At 72.2% G+C, this 14484-nt stretch carries 16 protein-coding genes; 8 read left to right on the top strand and 8 right to left on the bottom strand.

Annotated features, from left to right (window positions below; all coding sequences use genetic code 11):
- A partial coding sequence (locus tag ACWEOZ_RS41485) for a SpoIIE family protein phosphatase (protein ID WP_451916175.1) occupies nucleotides 1-1459 on the bottom strand: 1459 nt, incomplete at its 3' end.
- A gap of 191 nt (nucleotides 1460-1650) precedes the next feature.
- On the opposite strand from ACWEOZ_RS41485, the gene ACWEOZ_RS41490 reads away from it, so the two are divergent.
- Complete coding sequence (locus tag ACWEOZ_RS41490; protein ID WP_451916176.1) at nucleotides 1651-2562, top strand: cellulose binding domain-containing protein; 912 nt, start codon at nucleotides 1651-1653, stop codon at nucleotides 2560-2562.
- Nucleotides 2563-2661: 99 nt separating this feature from the next.
- Complete coding sequence (locus ACWEOZ_RS41495; protein WP_451916177.1) at nucleotides 2662-4191, top strand: mechanosensitive ion channel family protein; 1530 nt, start codon at nucleotides 2662-2664, stop codon at nucleotides 4189-4191.
- A gap of 78 nt (nucleotides 4192-4269) precedes the next feature.
- On the opposite strand, the gene ACWEOZ_RS41500 is transcribed toward ACWEOZ_RS41495, so the two are convergent.
- Nucleotides 4270-4617 carry a DUF6401 family natural product biosynthesis protein gene (locus ACWEOZ_RS41500; RefSeq protein WP_360553320.1) on the bottom strand — a complete coding sequence of 116 codons (348 nt, stop codon included), beginning with the start codon at nucleotides 4615-4617 and terminating at the stop codon, nucleotides 4270-4272.
- A 117-nt stretch (nucleotides 4618-4734) separates the two neighbouring features.
- On the opposite strand from ACWEOZ_RS41500, the gene ACWEOZ_RS41505 reads away from it, so the two are divergent.
- Entirely contained in the window at nucleotides 4735-5160 is a 426-nt protein-coding gene (locus tag ACWEOZ_RS41505) for a hypothetical protein (RefSeq protein WP_451916178.1), read from the top strand.
- Nucleotides 5161-5235: 75 nt separating this feature from the next.
- Here ACWEOZ_RS41505 and ACWEOZ_RS41510 read toward each other — a convergent pair whose 3' ends face one another.
- Nucleotides 5236-5433, bottom strand: coding sequence for a hypothetical protein (locus tag ACWEOZ_RS41510; protein WP_212990676.1), 198 nt, complete (start codon nucleotides 5431-5433; stop codon nucleotides 5236-5238).
- Between the two features lie 196 nt (nucleotides 5434-5629).
- On the opposite strand from ACWEOZ_RS41510, the gene ACWEOZ_RS41515 reads away from it, so the two are divergent.
- The gene (locus ACWEOZ_RS41515; protein ID WP_451916179.1) at nucleotides 5630-6259 is read left to right on the top strand and encodes a hypothetical protein; all 630 of its coding nucleotides are present in this window, start codon (nucleotides 5630-5632) and stop codon (nucleotides 6257-6259) included.
- A gap of 176 nt (nucleotides 6260-6435) precedes the next feature.
- On the opposite strand, the gene ACWEOZ_RS41520 is transcribed toward ACWEOZ_RS41515, so the two are convergent.
- From ACWEOZ_RS41520 to ACWEOZ_RS41530, 3 genes are all read right to left on the bottom strand, one after another.
- Complete coding sequence (locus ACWEOZ_RS41520) at nucleotides 6436-6672, bottom strand: hypothetical protein (RefSeq protein ID WP_451916180.1); 237 nt, start codon at nucleotides 6670-6672, stop codon at nucleotides 6436-6438.
- A gap of 75 nt (nucleotides 6673-6747) precedes the next feature.
- Entirely contained in the window at nucleotides 6748-7209 is a 462-nt protein-coding gene (locus tag ACWEOZ_RS41525) for an SRPBCC family protein (protein WP_360553324.1), read from the bottom strand.
- Nucleotides 7210-7289: 80 nt separating this feature from the next.
- The gene (locus ACWEOZ_RS41530) at nucleotides 7290-8270 is read right to left on the bottom strand and encodes a YihY/virulence factor BrkB family protein (RefSeq protein WP_451916181.1); all 981 of its coding nucleotides are present in this window, start codon (nucleotides 8268-8270) and stop codon (nucleotides 7290-7292) included.
- A gap of 104 nt (nucleotides 8271-8374) precedes the next feature.
- Here ACWEOZ_RS41530 and ACWEOZ_RS41535 point away from each other — a divergent pair, with 104 nt between their 5' ends.
- A complete protein-coding gene (locus ACWEOZ_RS41535; protein WP_451916182.1) occupies nucleotides 8375-9964 on the top strand; it encodes a phytoene desaturase family protein in 1590 nt (529 codons plus the stop codon).
- A 3-nt stretch (nucleotides 9965-9967) separates the two neighbouring features.
- Here ACWEOZ_RS41535 and ACWEOZ_RS41540 read toward each other — a convergent pair whose 3' ends face one another.
- Both ACWEOZ_RS41540 and ACWEOZ_RS41545 read right to left on the bottom strand, forming a co-directional pair.
- Nucleotides 9968-10972 carry an SDR family oxidoreductase gene (locus ACWEOZ_RS41540; RefSeq protein WP_451916183.1) on the bottom strand — a complete coding sequence of 335 codons (1005 nt, stop codon included), beginning with the start codon at nucleotides 10970-10972 and terminating at the stop codon, nucleotides 9968-9970.
- Entirely contained in the window at nucleotides 10969-11424 is a 456-nt protein-coding gene (locus tag ACWEOZ_RS41545; RefSeq protein WP_451916184.1) for an SRPBCC family protein, read from the bottom strand. The genes ACWEOZ_RS41540 and ACWEOZ_RS41545 overlap by 4 nt, the downstream gene beginning before the upstream one ends.
- Before the next feature lie 120 nt (nucleotides 11425-11544).
- On the opposite strand from ACWEOZ_RS41545, the gene ACWEOZ_RS41550 reads away from it, so the two are divergent.
- The 3 genes from ACWEOZ_RS41550 to ACWEOZ_RS41560 all read left to right on the top strand — a co-directional run bounded on the left by ACWEOZ_RS41550 (nucleotide 11545) and on the right by ACWEOZ_RS41560 (nucleotide 14480).
- Entirely contained in the window at nucleotides 11545-12747 is a 1203-nt protein-coding gene (locus ACWEOZ_RS41550) for a glycosyltransferase (RefSeq protein ID WP_451916185.1), read from the top strand.
- An 81-nt stretch (nucleotides 12748-12828) separates the two neighbouring features.
- Entirely contained in the window at nucleotides 12829-13740 is a 912-nt protein-coding gene (locus ACWEOZ_RS41555; protein ID WP_451916186.1) for an ABC transporter ATP-binding protein, read from the top strand.
- Nucleotides 13740-14480, top strand: a complete 741-nt coding sequence (locus tag ACWEOZ_RS41560) for an ABC transporter permease (RefSeq protein WP_451916187.1) — start codon at nucleotides 13740-13742, stop codon at nucleotides 14478-14480. Before ACWEOZ_RS41555 ends, ACWEOZ_RS41560 begins: the two co-directional genes overlap by 1 nt.
- Nucleotides 14481-14484: the final 4 nt, after the last annotated feature.

Raw genomic sequence — 14484 nt, forward strand, 5'->3', positions numbered from 1 at the left:
CGCCCGGCGCGCCCGCGCGGCGCAGCACCGGCGGCGGGTGGCCGGCGCTGGCCAGCGTGATGGTGCCGTCGGTGGGGTCGAGGACCCCGTACACGACGGTCACGAAGATCTCCTCGTTGCGTGACTCCGCACCGAGCGAGCCGACCAGCCTGTCCAGCCCGGCGAGCACGGTGCCCGGGGCCGGATCGGTCAGCGCGAGCGCCCGCAGCGCGGCCCGGACCTGGCCCATCACGGCGGCGGCCCGCACGTCGTGGCCGGCCACGTCGCCCAGCACCATCGCCAGGCGGCCGTCGGACAGCTCGAACGCGTCGTAGAAGTCGCCACCGGCCGCGTTGCCGTCCACGCCGACGTCGTAGCGCGCCGCGATGCGGAACCGGTCGAGCTCCGGCAGGTGCTCCGGGAGCATGCTGCGCTGCAACAGCTGGGCGGTGCCGTGCTGGGCCTCGAAGCGGCGGGCCCGCTCGGCGGCCTGGGCCACCAGCTCGGCCGCCGCGTAGAGCAGGGCGCGCTCGGCCGGGAGCCAGGTGTGCGCGGTGCGGTAGCCCATGGTCAGGGCGCCGCGCAGCAGCGGCGTGCGCAGCGGCATCGCGGCCAGCGCGCGGATCCGGCGTTCGTGCCGGTCGCTGGCGATCTTGGCCAGCGGGGAGCCGTCGGCCTGGAACGTGGGGCGGCCGGTCAGCGCGGCGGCCACCATCGGCGAGGCGGGGTCGGGGCCGAACCTCTTCCACAGCGGGGGCAGGCGCTCATCCGCCTCGTCCATCATCTCGCCGCGAATGCGCCGGACGTAGCGGAAGTCCGCACCGTCGTCGACGGCGAAGACGCAGTGGTCCACGTCGAAGGAGGTCATAGCGTACGCCAGGACGACCCGGGCGACGTCGTCGATGGTCAGCGCCGACGCCAGCCGGGCGGTGAGGTCACCGAGGCTCTGCAGCCGGCGGGTCACCTGGGTGGTCTCGGCGGCCACGGTCAGCACGCCGACGACGGCGCCGTGCCGGTCACGGATGACCGAATGCCCACGGGTGAACGAGGCCTGCTCGACGTGCCCGGCGCCGCCCCGGGCCACCGCCACCTGGGTCTCGGCCTCCAGGAAGGGCTGCCCGGTGCGGTAGACGTCGGCGATGACGCCGCCGACGCCGGGGGTGTGCCACAGCTCGCCGAACACGTCGGCGGCCGGGCGGCCCAGCGCAGCCGGGTGCCGGGCGCCGAGCACCTCCGCGTACGCGTCGTTGTAGACCAGCACGTGGTCGTCGCCGTACGCGAGGACCATCGGCACCGGCGAGGCGAGCAACATGTCGACCGTCGCGCGCACCGCCGGGTCCCACGCCTCGGCCGGGCCCAGCGAGGTCGCCGCCCACGGGTGCAGGCGGACGAGCTCAGCGCAGTCGATGGCGCGCTCCGGCGGCACGCCGGTCTGATCGGGCAGCGTGGTCATCGCGAGAGAGCTCCCCATGCCGACCATGAGATGAGCGTAGCCCGCCTCGGCCGTTCGGACGATGGGGGCACCATACGGACGTCCGATTATGCCCGGTACGCCTGGGTGAGGGGTATCTGCCGTCCGTGACCGGATCGAGCGTGATCTCACGGTGCGTAGTCCGGCCGTACGGAAATCGGCCTTGGCTCATCTGATCTTGACTGGCTTATAGTCCCGCGGTGAGTGAGAACCCGCGGCCCCGGCCCAGCCGCGGCGTCATGGGATACGTCGCTGAGCTGCAGCAATTCGATCCCGTGCCGCCGTACGTGTACGAGTTGCACCCGGACGGGCCACCCACTCAGGCATTGCCGCCGGTGGCTCTCGTTCCGTCACCACCCCGGGCCGCCCCGGCGCCGATCGTGTCGCACATTCGACAGCAGCCGCGCCGGACCCGGACCCTGATCCTCGCCGCCGCGGCCGTCGCCATCCTGGCCGGCGCCGGCCTGGGCTATGCCGCGCTCGGCGGCTCCGCCGACACACCCCGGGCCCAGGCGCAGGGCTCCGCGCCGTCCATCGTGCCCACCGACGGTCTGCTGCCCCTCGACGCCCCGCTGCCCGGCTCCGAACCGGTCGACGCGCGCACCACCGACCCCGCTTCGACCAGAACGACCACCACTGTGGCGACCAAGTCCGGTACCTCGGGGACTGAGCGTACGCAGCCCGACGGCGTGACCCTTCCCGGCGCGCCTGAGCCCGGGAACCCGCCGCCGGCAGCCACGGCGGCACCGACGGAACCGGCCGCGACGGAGCCGGCCGTCGCGCCGGCCCCGCCGCTGCCGCTGACCGCGACGATCAGCCACGTCGCGGACCCCGCCGAGGACGGTCTTCAGGGGTACGCGGGAACGGTCCGCATCGAGAACCCCGGCGCCCGGGACGTGACCGGCTGGCGGGTGACTCTGACCGTGGCCGGCGGCAACGCGGTGACCGCCACCGGAGCCTCGGTCGCCCAGGACGGCGAGACGGTGACGTTCACGCCGGCCGGGGAGCCGACCGTGCCCGCGGGCGGCGCGGTCACCTTCTCGTTCCAGGTCGCCGGTCTGCTGTCCGCCCTGCCGGACGCCTGCGCGATCGACGGGCGCCCCTGCTCCTGAGGCTTCACCTCCCGCTGACGGTGCGGATCGGGGTCCGGCGACCTATGGTCGGCGCAGGCCGCATCGACACCGGCCGCTGACACCTTCCAGGGAGAGCAGATGAGCAGCGCCGATCTGAGCGATGCGTTGAGCGACATGTGGCGTTCCGTGTTGTTGTTCGTGCCGACGGCGCTGGCCTTCCTCGCCATCCTGCTCATCGGTTACGTCCTGGCCCGGCTGGTCCGCACCGTGGTGGTCAAGACCTTGCGCCGGATCGGCTTCGACCGGGCGGTCGAACGCGGCGCCATCGGCAAGGCGCTCGGCGGCCGGGTGGAGCCCAGCGATCTCTGCGCCAAGATCGCGTTCTACGCGGTGCTGCTCTTCGCGCTCCAGCTGGCCTTCGGCATCTGGGGTCCGAACGCGGTCAGCGACCTGCTCACCGCACTGATCGGCTGGCTGCCCCGGGCCTTCGTGGCCATCGTGATCATCGTGGTGGCCGCGGCGATCGGCGGGGCGGTCCGGGACCTGATCGGCAGTGCGCTCGGCGGGCTGGCCTACGGGCGGGTGCTGGCGCAGGCGGCGTACTGGCTGATCGTGGCGCTGGGGGTCATCGCGGCGCTGGAGCAGGTGCAGATCGCCACGGCGGTGACCCAGCCGGTGCTGATCGCGGTGCTGGCGACCGTGGCCGGGGTGGTCATCGTCGGCGTCGGTGGCGGACTGGTCCGCCCGATGCAGCGGCGCTGGGAGGTCTGGCTGGAGCGGGCGAGCGCGGAGTCGGCGGCCATCCGGGAGCACGCCCGCAGCTACGCCGACGAGCGGGCCCGGGCCGAGGCCGAGAAGAAGGCGGCTGAGGAAGAAGCGGCCCGGAAAGCGGCGGCACTGGCGGCTGAGCAGGCGCGGCTCGCTGAGCAGGCACGGGTCGAAGAGGCCGAGCGGCGCAAGCGGGAGGACGCGGCGGCTGAGGCGGCGCGGGCTGAGGCGGCTGAGGCCGAGGCGCGGGCGGCTGAGGCTGCGGCGCGCGCGGCTGAGGAGGCCGCGCGGGAGCGGGCGGCGGCCGCTGCGGCGGCGGAGAGGACGCAGGTCATCCCCACCCAGCGGCCGTGGCCGGGTAGTGATGACCGACCGCATGTCGTCCCCGGCTTCGACGACTCGGAACCGGTGGAGACGGCTGAGACGACCACCTGGTTGCATCGCGATGCCGGTCGGGACGGCCCGGATACCGCCTCGCCTGCGGGTGACCAGGTGGAGGAAGACGCGCGGAGCGCGGGGGAGAAGCCGGAAGAGGACACGTCCGGAGCCGTCTTGGCATCGGCAGCCGGCTCGCCGCAGGTGGGAAGCGAGTCCGAGCCGGCATCCGCGGACGCCGATGAGGCAGCCCCGGCCCGGACGGCCGGGAGCGCCGGCACGGCCGAGACGGGAGCGTCGGCGGGAACGGGCGGCGACGCGGACACCTCGGCCCCGGCGGACGACGACGCGGAGACGACGGCGGATGTCGCCGGCCGGCCGGGCGGGACGGACGCCGATCCGGACAGCACGGCCGCGATCTCGCGCAGTGAGCTGCGGCAGGCCCTGCCCCCGCAGGGCACCCCCGCCGACGGCGAGAAGACCCAGGTCATCCGGGTACGCCGGGACGACGGGCCGAACACCTGACGGTGGCAAGAAAAGGAGGCCGGTACCGGATGATCCGGTACCGGCCCCGAATGGTCGGCGTGGCCTGTCAGCGAAAGATCAGGGCAGGGTACGGGCGAGCGAGCAGACCGCCAGCAGGCGGTTGAGCACCCAGTCGTTCTCGGTCCAGTCGATCGGGCCGGCCGGCGGGCGCCAGCCGTGCTTGAACGCCGCGTCGCGGACACCCTCCGCGTAGGCGGCGAGGATGACCGCCGTCAGCGGGCGGACGTCCGACGACAGGCTGTCGCGGATGCCCGCGGCGTGCTGGTCGACGGTGGCGAGCAGCCCCGGGGACTGCGTCGCGGCATCGAGGCCGTCGGCGCCGACGGAGGCCATCAGCTCCTCGAGGCAGGCGTGGGCGGAACGCAGGGCAGCACGGGCGGCAGCGCCGCTGAACAGGCCATTCATAAGATGCAAAGGTAGGGATCGCGGGGTAGCCAACGGTGTCCCCGATCGGTGCAGCTCGGTTGAACTCGCGCCGGTGGGGAAAGCGTGGATCTGGAATAAGAGCCCAGGGAGGCACGGATGGTGGACGGCCCGGACAGTGAGCACCGGCGGCCCGACGGAGTAGACGACGTCACGGTGGAGGCGCTGGGCAAGCTCAGCGAGGCCCTGGAGACGGTCGAGCGGGTGCGCGGGCACCTGTATTCGCTGCACCAGCTCGTCGGCGAGGCCGACTTCAAGCTCGACGAGGCCGTCTCGCTCTTCGTGCAGGCCGGGCAGCCGAAGCTCGCCGAACGGATCGCGCAGGAGCTGATCGGGCGCAACGTCGTGCCGGGGCACTGGACGTTCCAGCTCGTCGAAGAGTTCGACGACGGCTACTACACCGAGTTCCGCGCGCTCGAGAAGGACGCCCGGGACGAACTGGCCGGCGGCCGGCGCCACCTCTACGAGGCCGAGCTGAAGGAACGCCGCCGCACCCGGGGCCGGGAAGGCCACGAAGCCCGCTGAGAAGGACCACGCGTGAAAGGTCCCGAGCCCGCTGGGCTCGGGACTCCGGGTGGTTGACGCGGAGGGGTCCGGGGACTATTCCGTCGTGGGCCGGCGACGCTGGGTGTCGTCGGCGATGATCACAGCGGCAACGAGGAGAGCGACCACCACGGCGAAGAGCCAGGAGGCGTCGTCGATGAGCTGGGCGGCGGCAGGGGCCTGGAACGCGGCGAGCAGAAAACCCACCCACGCGAGGCGGCGCTGACGCTCGGACAGAAAACCGGCTGAACGCATCCGGATATTGTGGCCCGATTTGGGTGCTTCACCGTCACCCTTTCGGCCGATCTCGGGTTGTCCGATGGTGCCTACTGCGCAGCGTCATCGTCCGTCCACGGTTGGTTTGCGACCCGTGTTCGCGCTGCTCCTCGCCATGATCGTGGGCCTTTTCGGGGCCGGTTGCGCTCCCGTGACGACGTTGGGCGCCCGACAGATGCCGGCTGCGGACGGCCCCCAGGAGCACGTGCTGGCCGGTGCGTTGCACGGCCGTACGGGTGCGTTCCTGATCGTCCGGGACTCGGCGTCGCGGGTCGAGGTCCGGCTCGCGGACCTGCCGGGCCTGCTCTACCGGGTCAGCACACCGGCCGATTCGGGCCTCGCGCCGGCGGTCACCGGCACCCACGGCCGCGTCCGGCTGGGCCTGCGCCCGACCGGCGCCGACGGCCCGGACACCGTGGAGATCCTGCTGAACCGGGCGGTGAGCTGGGACATCCGCCTCCCGGCGGGGGCCGGCGAACAGCACCTGGACCTGTCGGCGGGCCGGCTGCGCCGCCTGGAACTCGGCTCCGGCACCGGCCTGGTCAGCATGCGCCTCCCGGCGCCCCGCGGCACGGTCCCGATCATCGTGGCCGGCGGCGTGGGCGAGGTGGCGGTCGCCCTCCCCCCGGGTACGCCACTCCGCCTGCACCTCCGAGGCGGCGCAGGCCTGGTCGCCGTCCCCTGGGCGGGCCGGACAAGGGCCCCGACCGGCACGGTGACGGCCCCGGCAACCTGGCCCTCAGCCCCGAACCGCTACACGATGAACGTAGGCACCGAAGTAGGCAGCGTCACCGTCTGGAGCTGACCCACCAAACCCACCCAGAGCCGCTTACCGACCGACCGGAACCGGGCCGACCAGCGCGACCGACCGGTTCGCCCGGCCATCGAGTCCTCCACTGCGTCACGGGGCTCCGAGACGCGTATCCAAGAAAAGACCGCGACCAAAAACCCAGGCCGCGGCCGATATCCCACAACAAGGAATCAATGCGGTCCACCGCGGCCGGTGGTGCTGGGGCGGTATTCGCGGTCCGGGTCCGTCTGGCCCGCTTCGTTCTCCGTCGTCACCTGCGCGCCGTGGCCGAACGCCTGTTCCTCGCCCGCGTCGTTGTCCGTCGGGTCGCCCTGGCCGTCGGTGTCCCAGCTGGCCATCGCCTCGCTGAGGTCCTTCACCGAGGTCTTCTCCTCGTCGCGCCACACGCCGTCTCCACGATCAGTCATGTCTGTGGCGTACCCGGGGTCCGGGACGGCGAAACGGCCGCCGGTGAGCCGGCGGCCGTTCCGTTCTTCCGAAGATCATGCTCCCGGGCGGTCCACCTGGCCGCGCCAGGCACCGGACTCGGTGCCGCGCTGCTCGATGTACTCCTTGAAGCGCTTCATGTCGCCCTTGACCTGGCGGTCGAGGAAGCCGAGCTTGTCGCCGGCCGTCTCGGCCACGCCCTGCGGCTCGAAGTCCATCTGGCAGGTGACGCGGGTGGTGGTGTCGCTGAGCCGGTGGAAAGTGACGACGCCGGCCTGCTTGGAGCCTTCGATCGAGGTCCAGGCCACCCGCTCGTCGGGCAGCTGCTCGGTGATCTTGGCGTCGAACTCCCGCTTCACACCGTCGATGTTGGTCTTCCAGTGCGTGGTGGTGGCGTCGAGCTGCTTGATCTCCTCGACCCCGCCCATGAAGCGAGGGAACTCCTCGAACTGGGTCCACTGGTTGTACGCGGTGGTTACCGGGACGTTGACGTCAACGGACTCGGTGACTGTACTCACGGTGATTCCCCTTCAGTTTTGTTGCCCCGCCTTGCTGTGGTGCGGTGTTACGCACCAGAACGTGCCCGCCCTTCCCGTGGCTAAACCGCGTCACCGGGCTTGTCGCCGTCGGGCTCCTCACGCGGGGGCAGTGGCGGGTCCGGGTCCTGGCCGGCCTGGAGCTGCCGGCCGCGCTGCACCTCGGCGTTGATCTCGACGCCGAGCATCAGGGCGGAGTTGGACAGATAGATCCACACCAGGAACGCGATGACGGCGCCGAGGCTGCCGTACGTCTTGTCGTAGGAGGCGAAGTTGGCCACGTACAGGCCGAAGCCGAAGGTGGCGACGGCCCAGACCAGCAGGGCCACCACGCCGCCGAGGGTGAGCCAGCGGAATCTCGGCTGTTTGACGTTGGGCGCGATCCAGAACAGCAGCGAGAGCAGCAGCATCAGGATCAGGACCAGCACCGGCCAGCGGCCGATCGAGTACGTGAGCTTGGCCGCCTCACCCGCGTGCAACGCGTTGCCGACCGCGTCCACCAGCGGTCCGCTGATCACCAGGCCCGCGGCCACGGTCGCGATCAGGACCAGGGCGATCGCGCTCAGGCCGATCTGCAGCGGACGCAGCTTCCACCACGCGCGTCCCTCGCGCACCCCGTAGATGCGGTTGGACGCCCGGGTGAAGACCCCGATGTAGTTGGAGGCCGACCAGAGGGCGCCGAGCAGACCGAAGCCGAGCAGCACCTTCGCTGAGCTCTGCTGCACGATGATCGCGTCCAGCACGCTCCGGAGGCTCTGGTCGGCGACGATCGAGCCGGCCCCCAGGTCCTCCAGGATGCCGAGGATCGTGGTGACCGCCGTGCGGCCGTCGGTGACCAGGTTGACCAGGGCGACCACGACGATGCCGACCGGGAAGACGGCCAGCACCGCGTTGTAGGTCAGCGCGGCGGCGAGGTCACCGCAGTCGTCGTCGAGGAAGCCGTTGGCGCTGCGCCACAACACTCCGCGCCAGGTCGACCAGCGCAGCTGGCGCAGGCGCGTGGGCAGCGGAGTCGCCTCGGTACGGGCAGTGGCGGCAGTCATCGGGGCTCCTCATCCGTCACGCCGTGCACACATGGCACTACCCGCGCGTTGTTTGCGACAAACTCGAACGGGTAGGGCGAGCGCGACGAGAGGCGGCGGGTGACGTGGAACGTGCGGACGCGATTGTCATCGGGGCGGGACACAACGGGTTGGTGGCGGCGAACCTGCTGGCCGATGCCGGCTGGAGTGTCGAGGTGCTGGAGGCCACGCCGCATCCCGGCGGCGCGGTGCGCTCCGGCTATGTGACGGCCCCCGGCTATCTGAGCGACCTGTTCAGCTCGTTCTATCCGCTGGGCTACGCCTCGCCGGTGATGCGCGGGCTGGAGCTGGGCGACCACGGGCTGAGCTGGACCAACGCCCCCGACGTGCTGACCCACCTGCTGCCGGACGGCCGGGCGGCCACCGTCAACCGCGACATCGAGACCACCATGGCCTCGATGGAGCAGTTCGCCCCCGGGGACGGGGAGCGGTGGCGGCACGCGTACGAGGACTGGCGCGACGTCTCGCAGCAGATGCTCAACGTGTTGTTCACCCCGTTCCCGCCGGTGCGTTCCGGGCTGGAGCTGGCCCGGCAGCTCAAGGTCGGCGGCGCGCTGCGGCTGGCCCGCCGGCTCGTGCTGTCGGTGCGGGAGCTGGGCTCGGAGCTGTTCGAGGGCGAGGGCGCCCAACTGGCGCTGGCCGGGTGTGCGCTGCACACGGACCTCTCCCCGGAGGAGGCGGGCGGCGGCGTCTACGGCTGGCTGCTGGCCATGCTCGGTCAGGAGTACGGCTGGCCGGTCCCGGTCGGCGGGGCCCAGCAGATCACCTCCGCGCTGGTCGCGCGGCTGGAGTCGCGCGGCGGGCGGATCACCTACGACACCCCGGTGACCCGCATCCTGGTCGCGCGGGGCAAGGCGATGGGGGTACGCACGGCGGACGGCCGTAACTGGCGCGCCCGCCGGGCCGTGCTGGCCGACGTACCGGCCCCGGCGCTGTATCTGGACATGGTCGGCTCGCGGTGGCTGCCCTCGCGGTTCCAGGAGGACCTGGAGTTCTTCCGCTGGGACGGCGCCACCGTCAAGGTCGACTGGGCGGTCAACGGGAAGATCCCGTGGAAGAACCCGGCCGCGGCCGGCTCCGGCACGGTACATCTGGGTGCGGACCTGAACGGGCTGACCCGGTACGCGGCCCACCTGGCCGTCGACGAGATGCCGCCGGATCCGTTCCTGCTGCTGGGGCAGATGACCACCGCGGACCCGTCGCACTCGCCGGAGGGGACCGAGTCGGTGTGGGCGTACACCCACCTGCCGCATCGCAAGAAGTGGGCCGCCGAGGACATCGCCGCCCACGTCGAGCGCATGGAGGCCGTGCTGGAGGAGCAGGCGCCCGGCTTCGGCCGGCTGGTCGTCGGGCGCAACGTCTTCTCCCCGGCCGACCTGGAGCGGGAGGATCCCTCACTGGTCGGCGGGGCTCTGGGCGGCGGCACGGCGGCCGCGTTCCAGCAGCTCTTCCTGCGCCCGATCCCCGGACTGGGCCGGCCGGACACCCCGGTGGACCGGCTGTTCCTGGCCAGCGCCTCGGCCCACCCGGGCGGCGGCGTGCACGGCGCGCCGGGGGCGAACGCGGCCCGGGCGGCGCTGGCCCGCGACCGCATGCTGACCGGCCGGCTCTACGAGGCCGCGATCAGCACCGCCCACAAAGCGATCTACCGCTGAGGCTCAGCGGCGGCGCAGCAGCGCCGCCGCGGCCGCGCCCAGCCCGGCGCTGACGACACCCGCGACCAGCGGCTTGTGCATCGCCGCCCAGAGGGCGAACGAGCTGGTCCGGGACTGGTCGTCGAAGACGCCGTGGGCGCCGTGGTCGCGTTCCTCGTCGGCCGGCTTGTCGACGTTGTCCTGCCAGGTCGACAGGTCGATCGGGTCTGCGGTCTGCTGGCCCTGGTAGCCCTGCTTGTCGCGGGAGAGGTACCGGTCGAGCAGGCCCGGCGCGACGATGTTGCTCAGCCGGGTCTTCAGGGTCGGGCCGCCGACGTTGATCTCGCGCTTGCCGTGGTCGGCCACCCAGAGCACCGCCCGGGCCACCACCTCCGGCTGGTAGATCGGCGGGACGGGCTGCGGGTGCCGGGGCAGCCGGGTCCGCACCCAGGAGAACTGCGGGGTGTTGACCGCCGGCAGCTGGACCATCGACAGCTTCACCCGGTTGCCGTCGTGCAGCAGCTCGGCCCGCAGCGAGTCGTTGAAACCCTGGATGGCGTGCTTGGTGGCGCAGTACGGCGCCTGCAGCGGGATGCCCCGGTAGGCCAGCGCGGAGCCGATCTGCACGATCGCACCGTGCCCGGCCGGACGCATGTGCCGCAGCGCCGCGAGCGTGCCGTGCACCGTGCCGAGGAAGTTGACCTCGGTGACCCGCTTGTACTCGGCCGGGGTGACCTCCCAGGCCGGGGCGAAGACCGAGACCATCGCGTCGTTGATCCAGACGTCGATGCCACCCCAGGCGCGCACGACCTCGTCGGCGACCTCCTGCACCGCCTCGGCGTCGGCCACGTCGACCTGGAAGGTGCGCACGTCGGCGGCGCCGGCGGCCCGGGCCTCCAGCGAGGCGCCCTCCAGCCCGGCCCGGCCGCGGGCGATCAGGGCGAGCTTGGCGCCGCGAGCCGCGTACGCCGCGGTGACCGCCCGCCCGACACCGGCACTCGCACCGGCGATGACCACAACCTGGCTCATGCCTTCGCCCCCTTGCTCGCCGAGCGCAGCACGATGTCGGTCAGCCGGCGCAGCGACTCGATGTTGCGCCGGTGCAGCACCAGGTCGTTGAGCTTGTTGCGGACGAACAGCAGCGGCCCGGCCTCGAAGTCCTCTTTCATGGTGACCCGGGTGCCGCCCTCGGCCATCGGGTCCAGCACGATCTCCACGACCGCCGAGCCGAGCGGCCACAGGCCCGCCCGCAGCTTCAGCAGCCGGTCCGGCACCATCGCCAGCACCGTCGAGCTGTCCTGCAGTGACAGCGGCCACGGTCCGGCCTTGTGGTGCAGCTCGGCGCCCACCTGGGGCCAATGCTCGTCCACGTCTCTGATGTGCACCGTGCCGACAACCCAGTCGCTGTAGGTCCACCCGTCGGCCAACACGGCGAAGACGCGCTCCGGGGAAGCCTGGACGTTACGCTTGACAATAGCCACGCCGCAGACGTACCCGGCATCAGGCATGTTTACGCTTTTGAGTGACGGGCATGTCTCGCCGCGTATCACAGCCTCAACTCCGGTCTTTCTCCCGGAATCAAGCTGTTGGAGGAGGACCCCGTGCGTATCGCGATGATCTCCGAGCACGCGAGCCCGCTGACCGCCCGCGACACCACCGGCGCCCAGCAGCGCCACGTAGCCGAGCTGTCCGCCGCGCTGGCCGAGCAGGGCCACGAGGTGCGGGTCTACACCCGCCGCGACGACCCGCACCTGCCCGCCATCGTGAAGATGAGCGAGGGCGTGCACGTCGTGCACGTGCCGGCCGGCCCCGCCCTGGCCCTGCCGCCCGAGCAGCTGTTGTCCCACATGGGGGATTTCGCCCAGTGGCTGCGCACCGAGTGGCGCGACACCGACTGGCTGCCCGAGGTCGCCCACGCCCACTTCTGGACCAGCGGCCTGGCCGCGGTCACCGCCGCCCGCCAGGTCGGCATCCCGGTCGTCCAATCGTTCCACGAGCTCGGCGAGGCCGGGCCGGCCGGCGCCGGAGCCACCCGGGCCGGCTATGAGCGGGCGCTGGGCCGGGCGGTCGACCGGGTCGTCGCCCAGACCCAGAACGAGGTACGCGGTCTCGTCCGCATCGGCGTGCCGCGCACCCAGCTGACCGTGGTGCCCGCCGGTGTCGACAGCGAGCGGTTCACCCCGGAAGGCCCCGCGGTCGAGCGCGACCCGGAGCGTCCCCGCATCCTGTCCGTCGGCCGGCTGGTCGAACGCAAGGGCTACGGCGACGTCATCCAGGCCATGCGCTATCTCCCCGGCGCCGAGTACGTCGTCGTCGGTGGCCCGTCCGCGGCCCAGCTCGCCACCGACCCGCAGGCCAAGAAGCTGCGTGCGCTGGCCGAGCACTACCAGGTGGCCGACCGGGTGCGGCTGGTCGGCGGCGTGCCCAGCGCCGACATGCCTCGCTGGTACCGCTCGGCCGACCTGCTGGTCGCCGCGCCCTGGCAGGAGCAGTTCGAGCTCGCCCCGCTGGAGGCGATGGCCTGCGGCGTGCCGGTGATAGGCACCTCGGTCGGCGGTATCAACGAGACCGTCGTCGACGGCCTCACCGGCGACCTGATCCCGGCCCGCGACCCGCGGGCGCTGGGCGGCGCGCTGCGCCGGCTGGTCAACGACAAGGTACGGCGCTTCGCGTACGCGACGGCGGCGCTGGACCGGGCCCGCCAGGCGTACTCCTGGAAGCGGGTCGCCGCGCAGGTCGGCTCGGTGTACGCGGCGGTCTCCGGCCGCAAGCCCAGCGAGACGGGCGCCGAGGCCACGGTGTAGTCGGGGGTCCACCGATCGGTTGACCGGTGGACTCGCGAGCTGGTCGATTCGCCGCCCGGCGTCCGCTGCGACGCTGGACTCATGACAGTCATCACCGTCGACCACCTGCAGAAACGTTACGGCGATACCGTGGCGGTCCGGGACGTGTCGTTCACCGTCGAGCGCGGTGAGATCTTCGGCGTCCTGGGCCCGAACGGCGCCGGCAAGACCACCACCGTCGAGTCCATCGCCGGGCTGCGTACGCCGGACGCCGGCACGATCACCGTGCTGGACCGAGATCCGCGCGACCCCGAGCTGCGCCGGCTGGTCGGTGTGCAGCTGCAGGAGAGCCGGCTCGCCGAGAAGATGACCGCCGGCGAGGCCCTGGAGCTGTACGCCGCGTTCTACCCCGAGCCGGCCGACTGGCGCCGCCTCGCCGACGAGCTCGGCCTCGGCAGCAAGCTGACCACCCGCTACGGCAAGCTCTCCGGCGGGCAGAAGCAGCGCCTGTCCATCGCGCTGGCCCTGATCGGCAACCCGGCCATCGCGATCCTGGACGAGCTCACCACCGGCCTGGACCCGCAGGCCCGGCGGGACACCTGGGAGCTGGTCGAGTCCGTCCGCGACCGCGGGGTCACGGTGCTGCTGGTCACCCACTTCATGGAGGAGGCCGAGCGGCTCTGCGACCGGGTCGCCCTGATCGACGCGGGCGCGGTCGTGGCTCTCGACACCCCGGCTGGACTGGTCGCCCGGGTCTCCGCCGAGCAGCGGATCCGCTTCCGGCCGTCCGTACCGCTGGACGACAGCGTGCTCACCGGCCTGGCCGAGGTCCGCGAGGTCCGCCGGCACGGCACCCAGCTCGAGGTGATCGGCGAGGGCAACGTGCTGCACGCCGTCACGGCGGCCCTGGCCGCGCACCGGATCATCGCCAACGACCTGCGCGTCGAGCAGGCCAGCCTGGACGACGCGTTCGTCCGGCTGACCGGGCGCGCCGACCCGGGGGAGCAGTCCTGATGCATGTCTTCGCCAAACTGACCCGGTCGGAGTTCCGGTTGCTGCTGCGCGAGCCGATGCAGCTGTTCTGGATCTTCGTCTTTCCGTCGCTGCTGGTGGTCATCCTCGGTTGCGTACCGCCGTTCCGGGAGCCCAGCGCCGACCTCGGTGGCCTGCGCGTGGTCGACCTGTACGTGGCCATCGCGATCATCCTGACCCTGGCCTCGCTCGCGTTGCAGGTGGCGCCGATGGTGCTGGCCACGTACCGGGAGCGGGGGATCCTGCGCCGGCTGGCCACCACCCCGGCCCGGCCCGTCGCGCTGCTCGGCGCCCAGCTGGTGATGAGCCTGCTGACCGCCGTCGGCTCGGTGGTCCTGCTGCTGCTGGTCGGCCGGCTGGTCTTCGACGTGGCGCTGCCCCGGCAGGCGGCCGGTTTCGTGGTCGCTTTCCTGGCCACCGCCGGTGCCGCGTTCGCCATCGGGCTGTTCGTCGCCGCGGTGGCGCCCGGGGGCAAGGCGGCCAACACCATCGGCACGCTGCTGTTCTTCCCGTTCATGTTCTTCGCCGGGCTGTGGACCCCGCGCGAGGTGTTTCCCGAGGTGCTGCGGCGGATCGCGGACCTGACGCCGCTGGGTGCGGGCGAGCGGGCGGTGCAGGACGCGATGAGCGGGCAGTGGCCGGCCTGGGGATCGCTTACCGTGCTGGTGGCGTACATGCTGGTGTTCGGGCTGGCGGCGGCCAGACTGTTCCGCTGGGAGTGAGGGC

The organism is Actinoplanes sp. NPDC004185, from assembly GCF_053603475.1.

Excerpts from the sequence above, each read along its gene's own strand:
- ACWEOZ_RS41495 (WP_451916177.1), top strand. The coding sequence starts at position 2,662 with ATGAGCAGCGCCGATCTGAGCGATGCGTTGAGCGACATGTGGCGTTCC.
- ACWEOZ_RS41500 (WP_360553320.1), bottom strand. The coding sequence starts at position 4,617 with ATGAATGGCCTGTTCAGCGGCGCTGCCGCCCGTGCTGCCCTGCGTTCC.
- ACWEOZ_RS41505 (WP_451916178.1), top strand. The coding sequence starts at position 4,735 with ATGGTGGACGGCCCGGACAGTGAGCACCGGCGGCCCGACGGAGTAGAC.
- ACWEOZ_RS41510 (WP_212990676.1), bottom strand. The coding sequence starts at position 5,433 with ATGCGTTCAGCCGGTTTTCTGTCCGAGCGTCAGCGCCGCCTCGCGTGG.
- ACWEOZ_RS41515 (WP_451916179.1), top strand. The coding sequence starts at position 5,630 with ATGCCGGCTGCGGACGGCCCCCAGGAGCACGTGCTGGCCGGTGCGTTG.
- ACWEOZ_RS41520 (WP_451916180.1), bottom strand. The coding sequence starts at position 6,672 with ATGACTGATCGTGGAGACGGCGTGTGGCGCGACGAGGAGAAGACCTCG.
- ACWEOZ_RS41530 (WP_451916181.1), bottom strand. The coding sequence starts at position 8,270 with ATGACTGCCGCCACTGCCCGTACCGAGGCGACTCCGCTGCCCACGCGC.
- ACWEOZ_RS41540 (WP_451916183.1), bottom strand. The coding sequence starts at position 10,972 with ATGAGCCAGGTTGTGGTCATCGCCGGTGCGAGTGCCGGTGTCGGGCGG.
- ACWEOZ_RS41555 (WP_451916186.1), top strand. The coding sequence starts at position 12,829 with ATGACAGTCATCACCGTCGACCACCTGCAGAAACGTTACGGCGATACC.
- ACWEOZ_RS41560 (WP_451916187.1), top strand. The coding sequence starts at position 13,740 with ATGCATGTCTTCGCCAAACTGACCCGGTCGGAGTTCCGGTTGCTGCTG.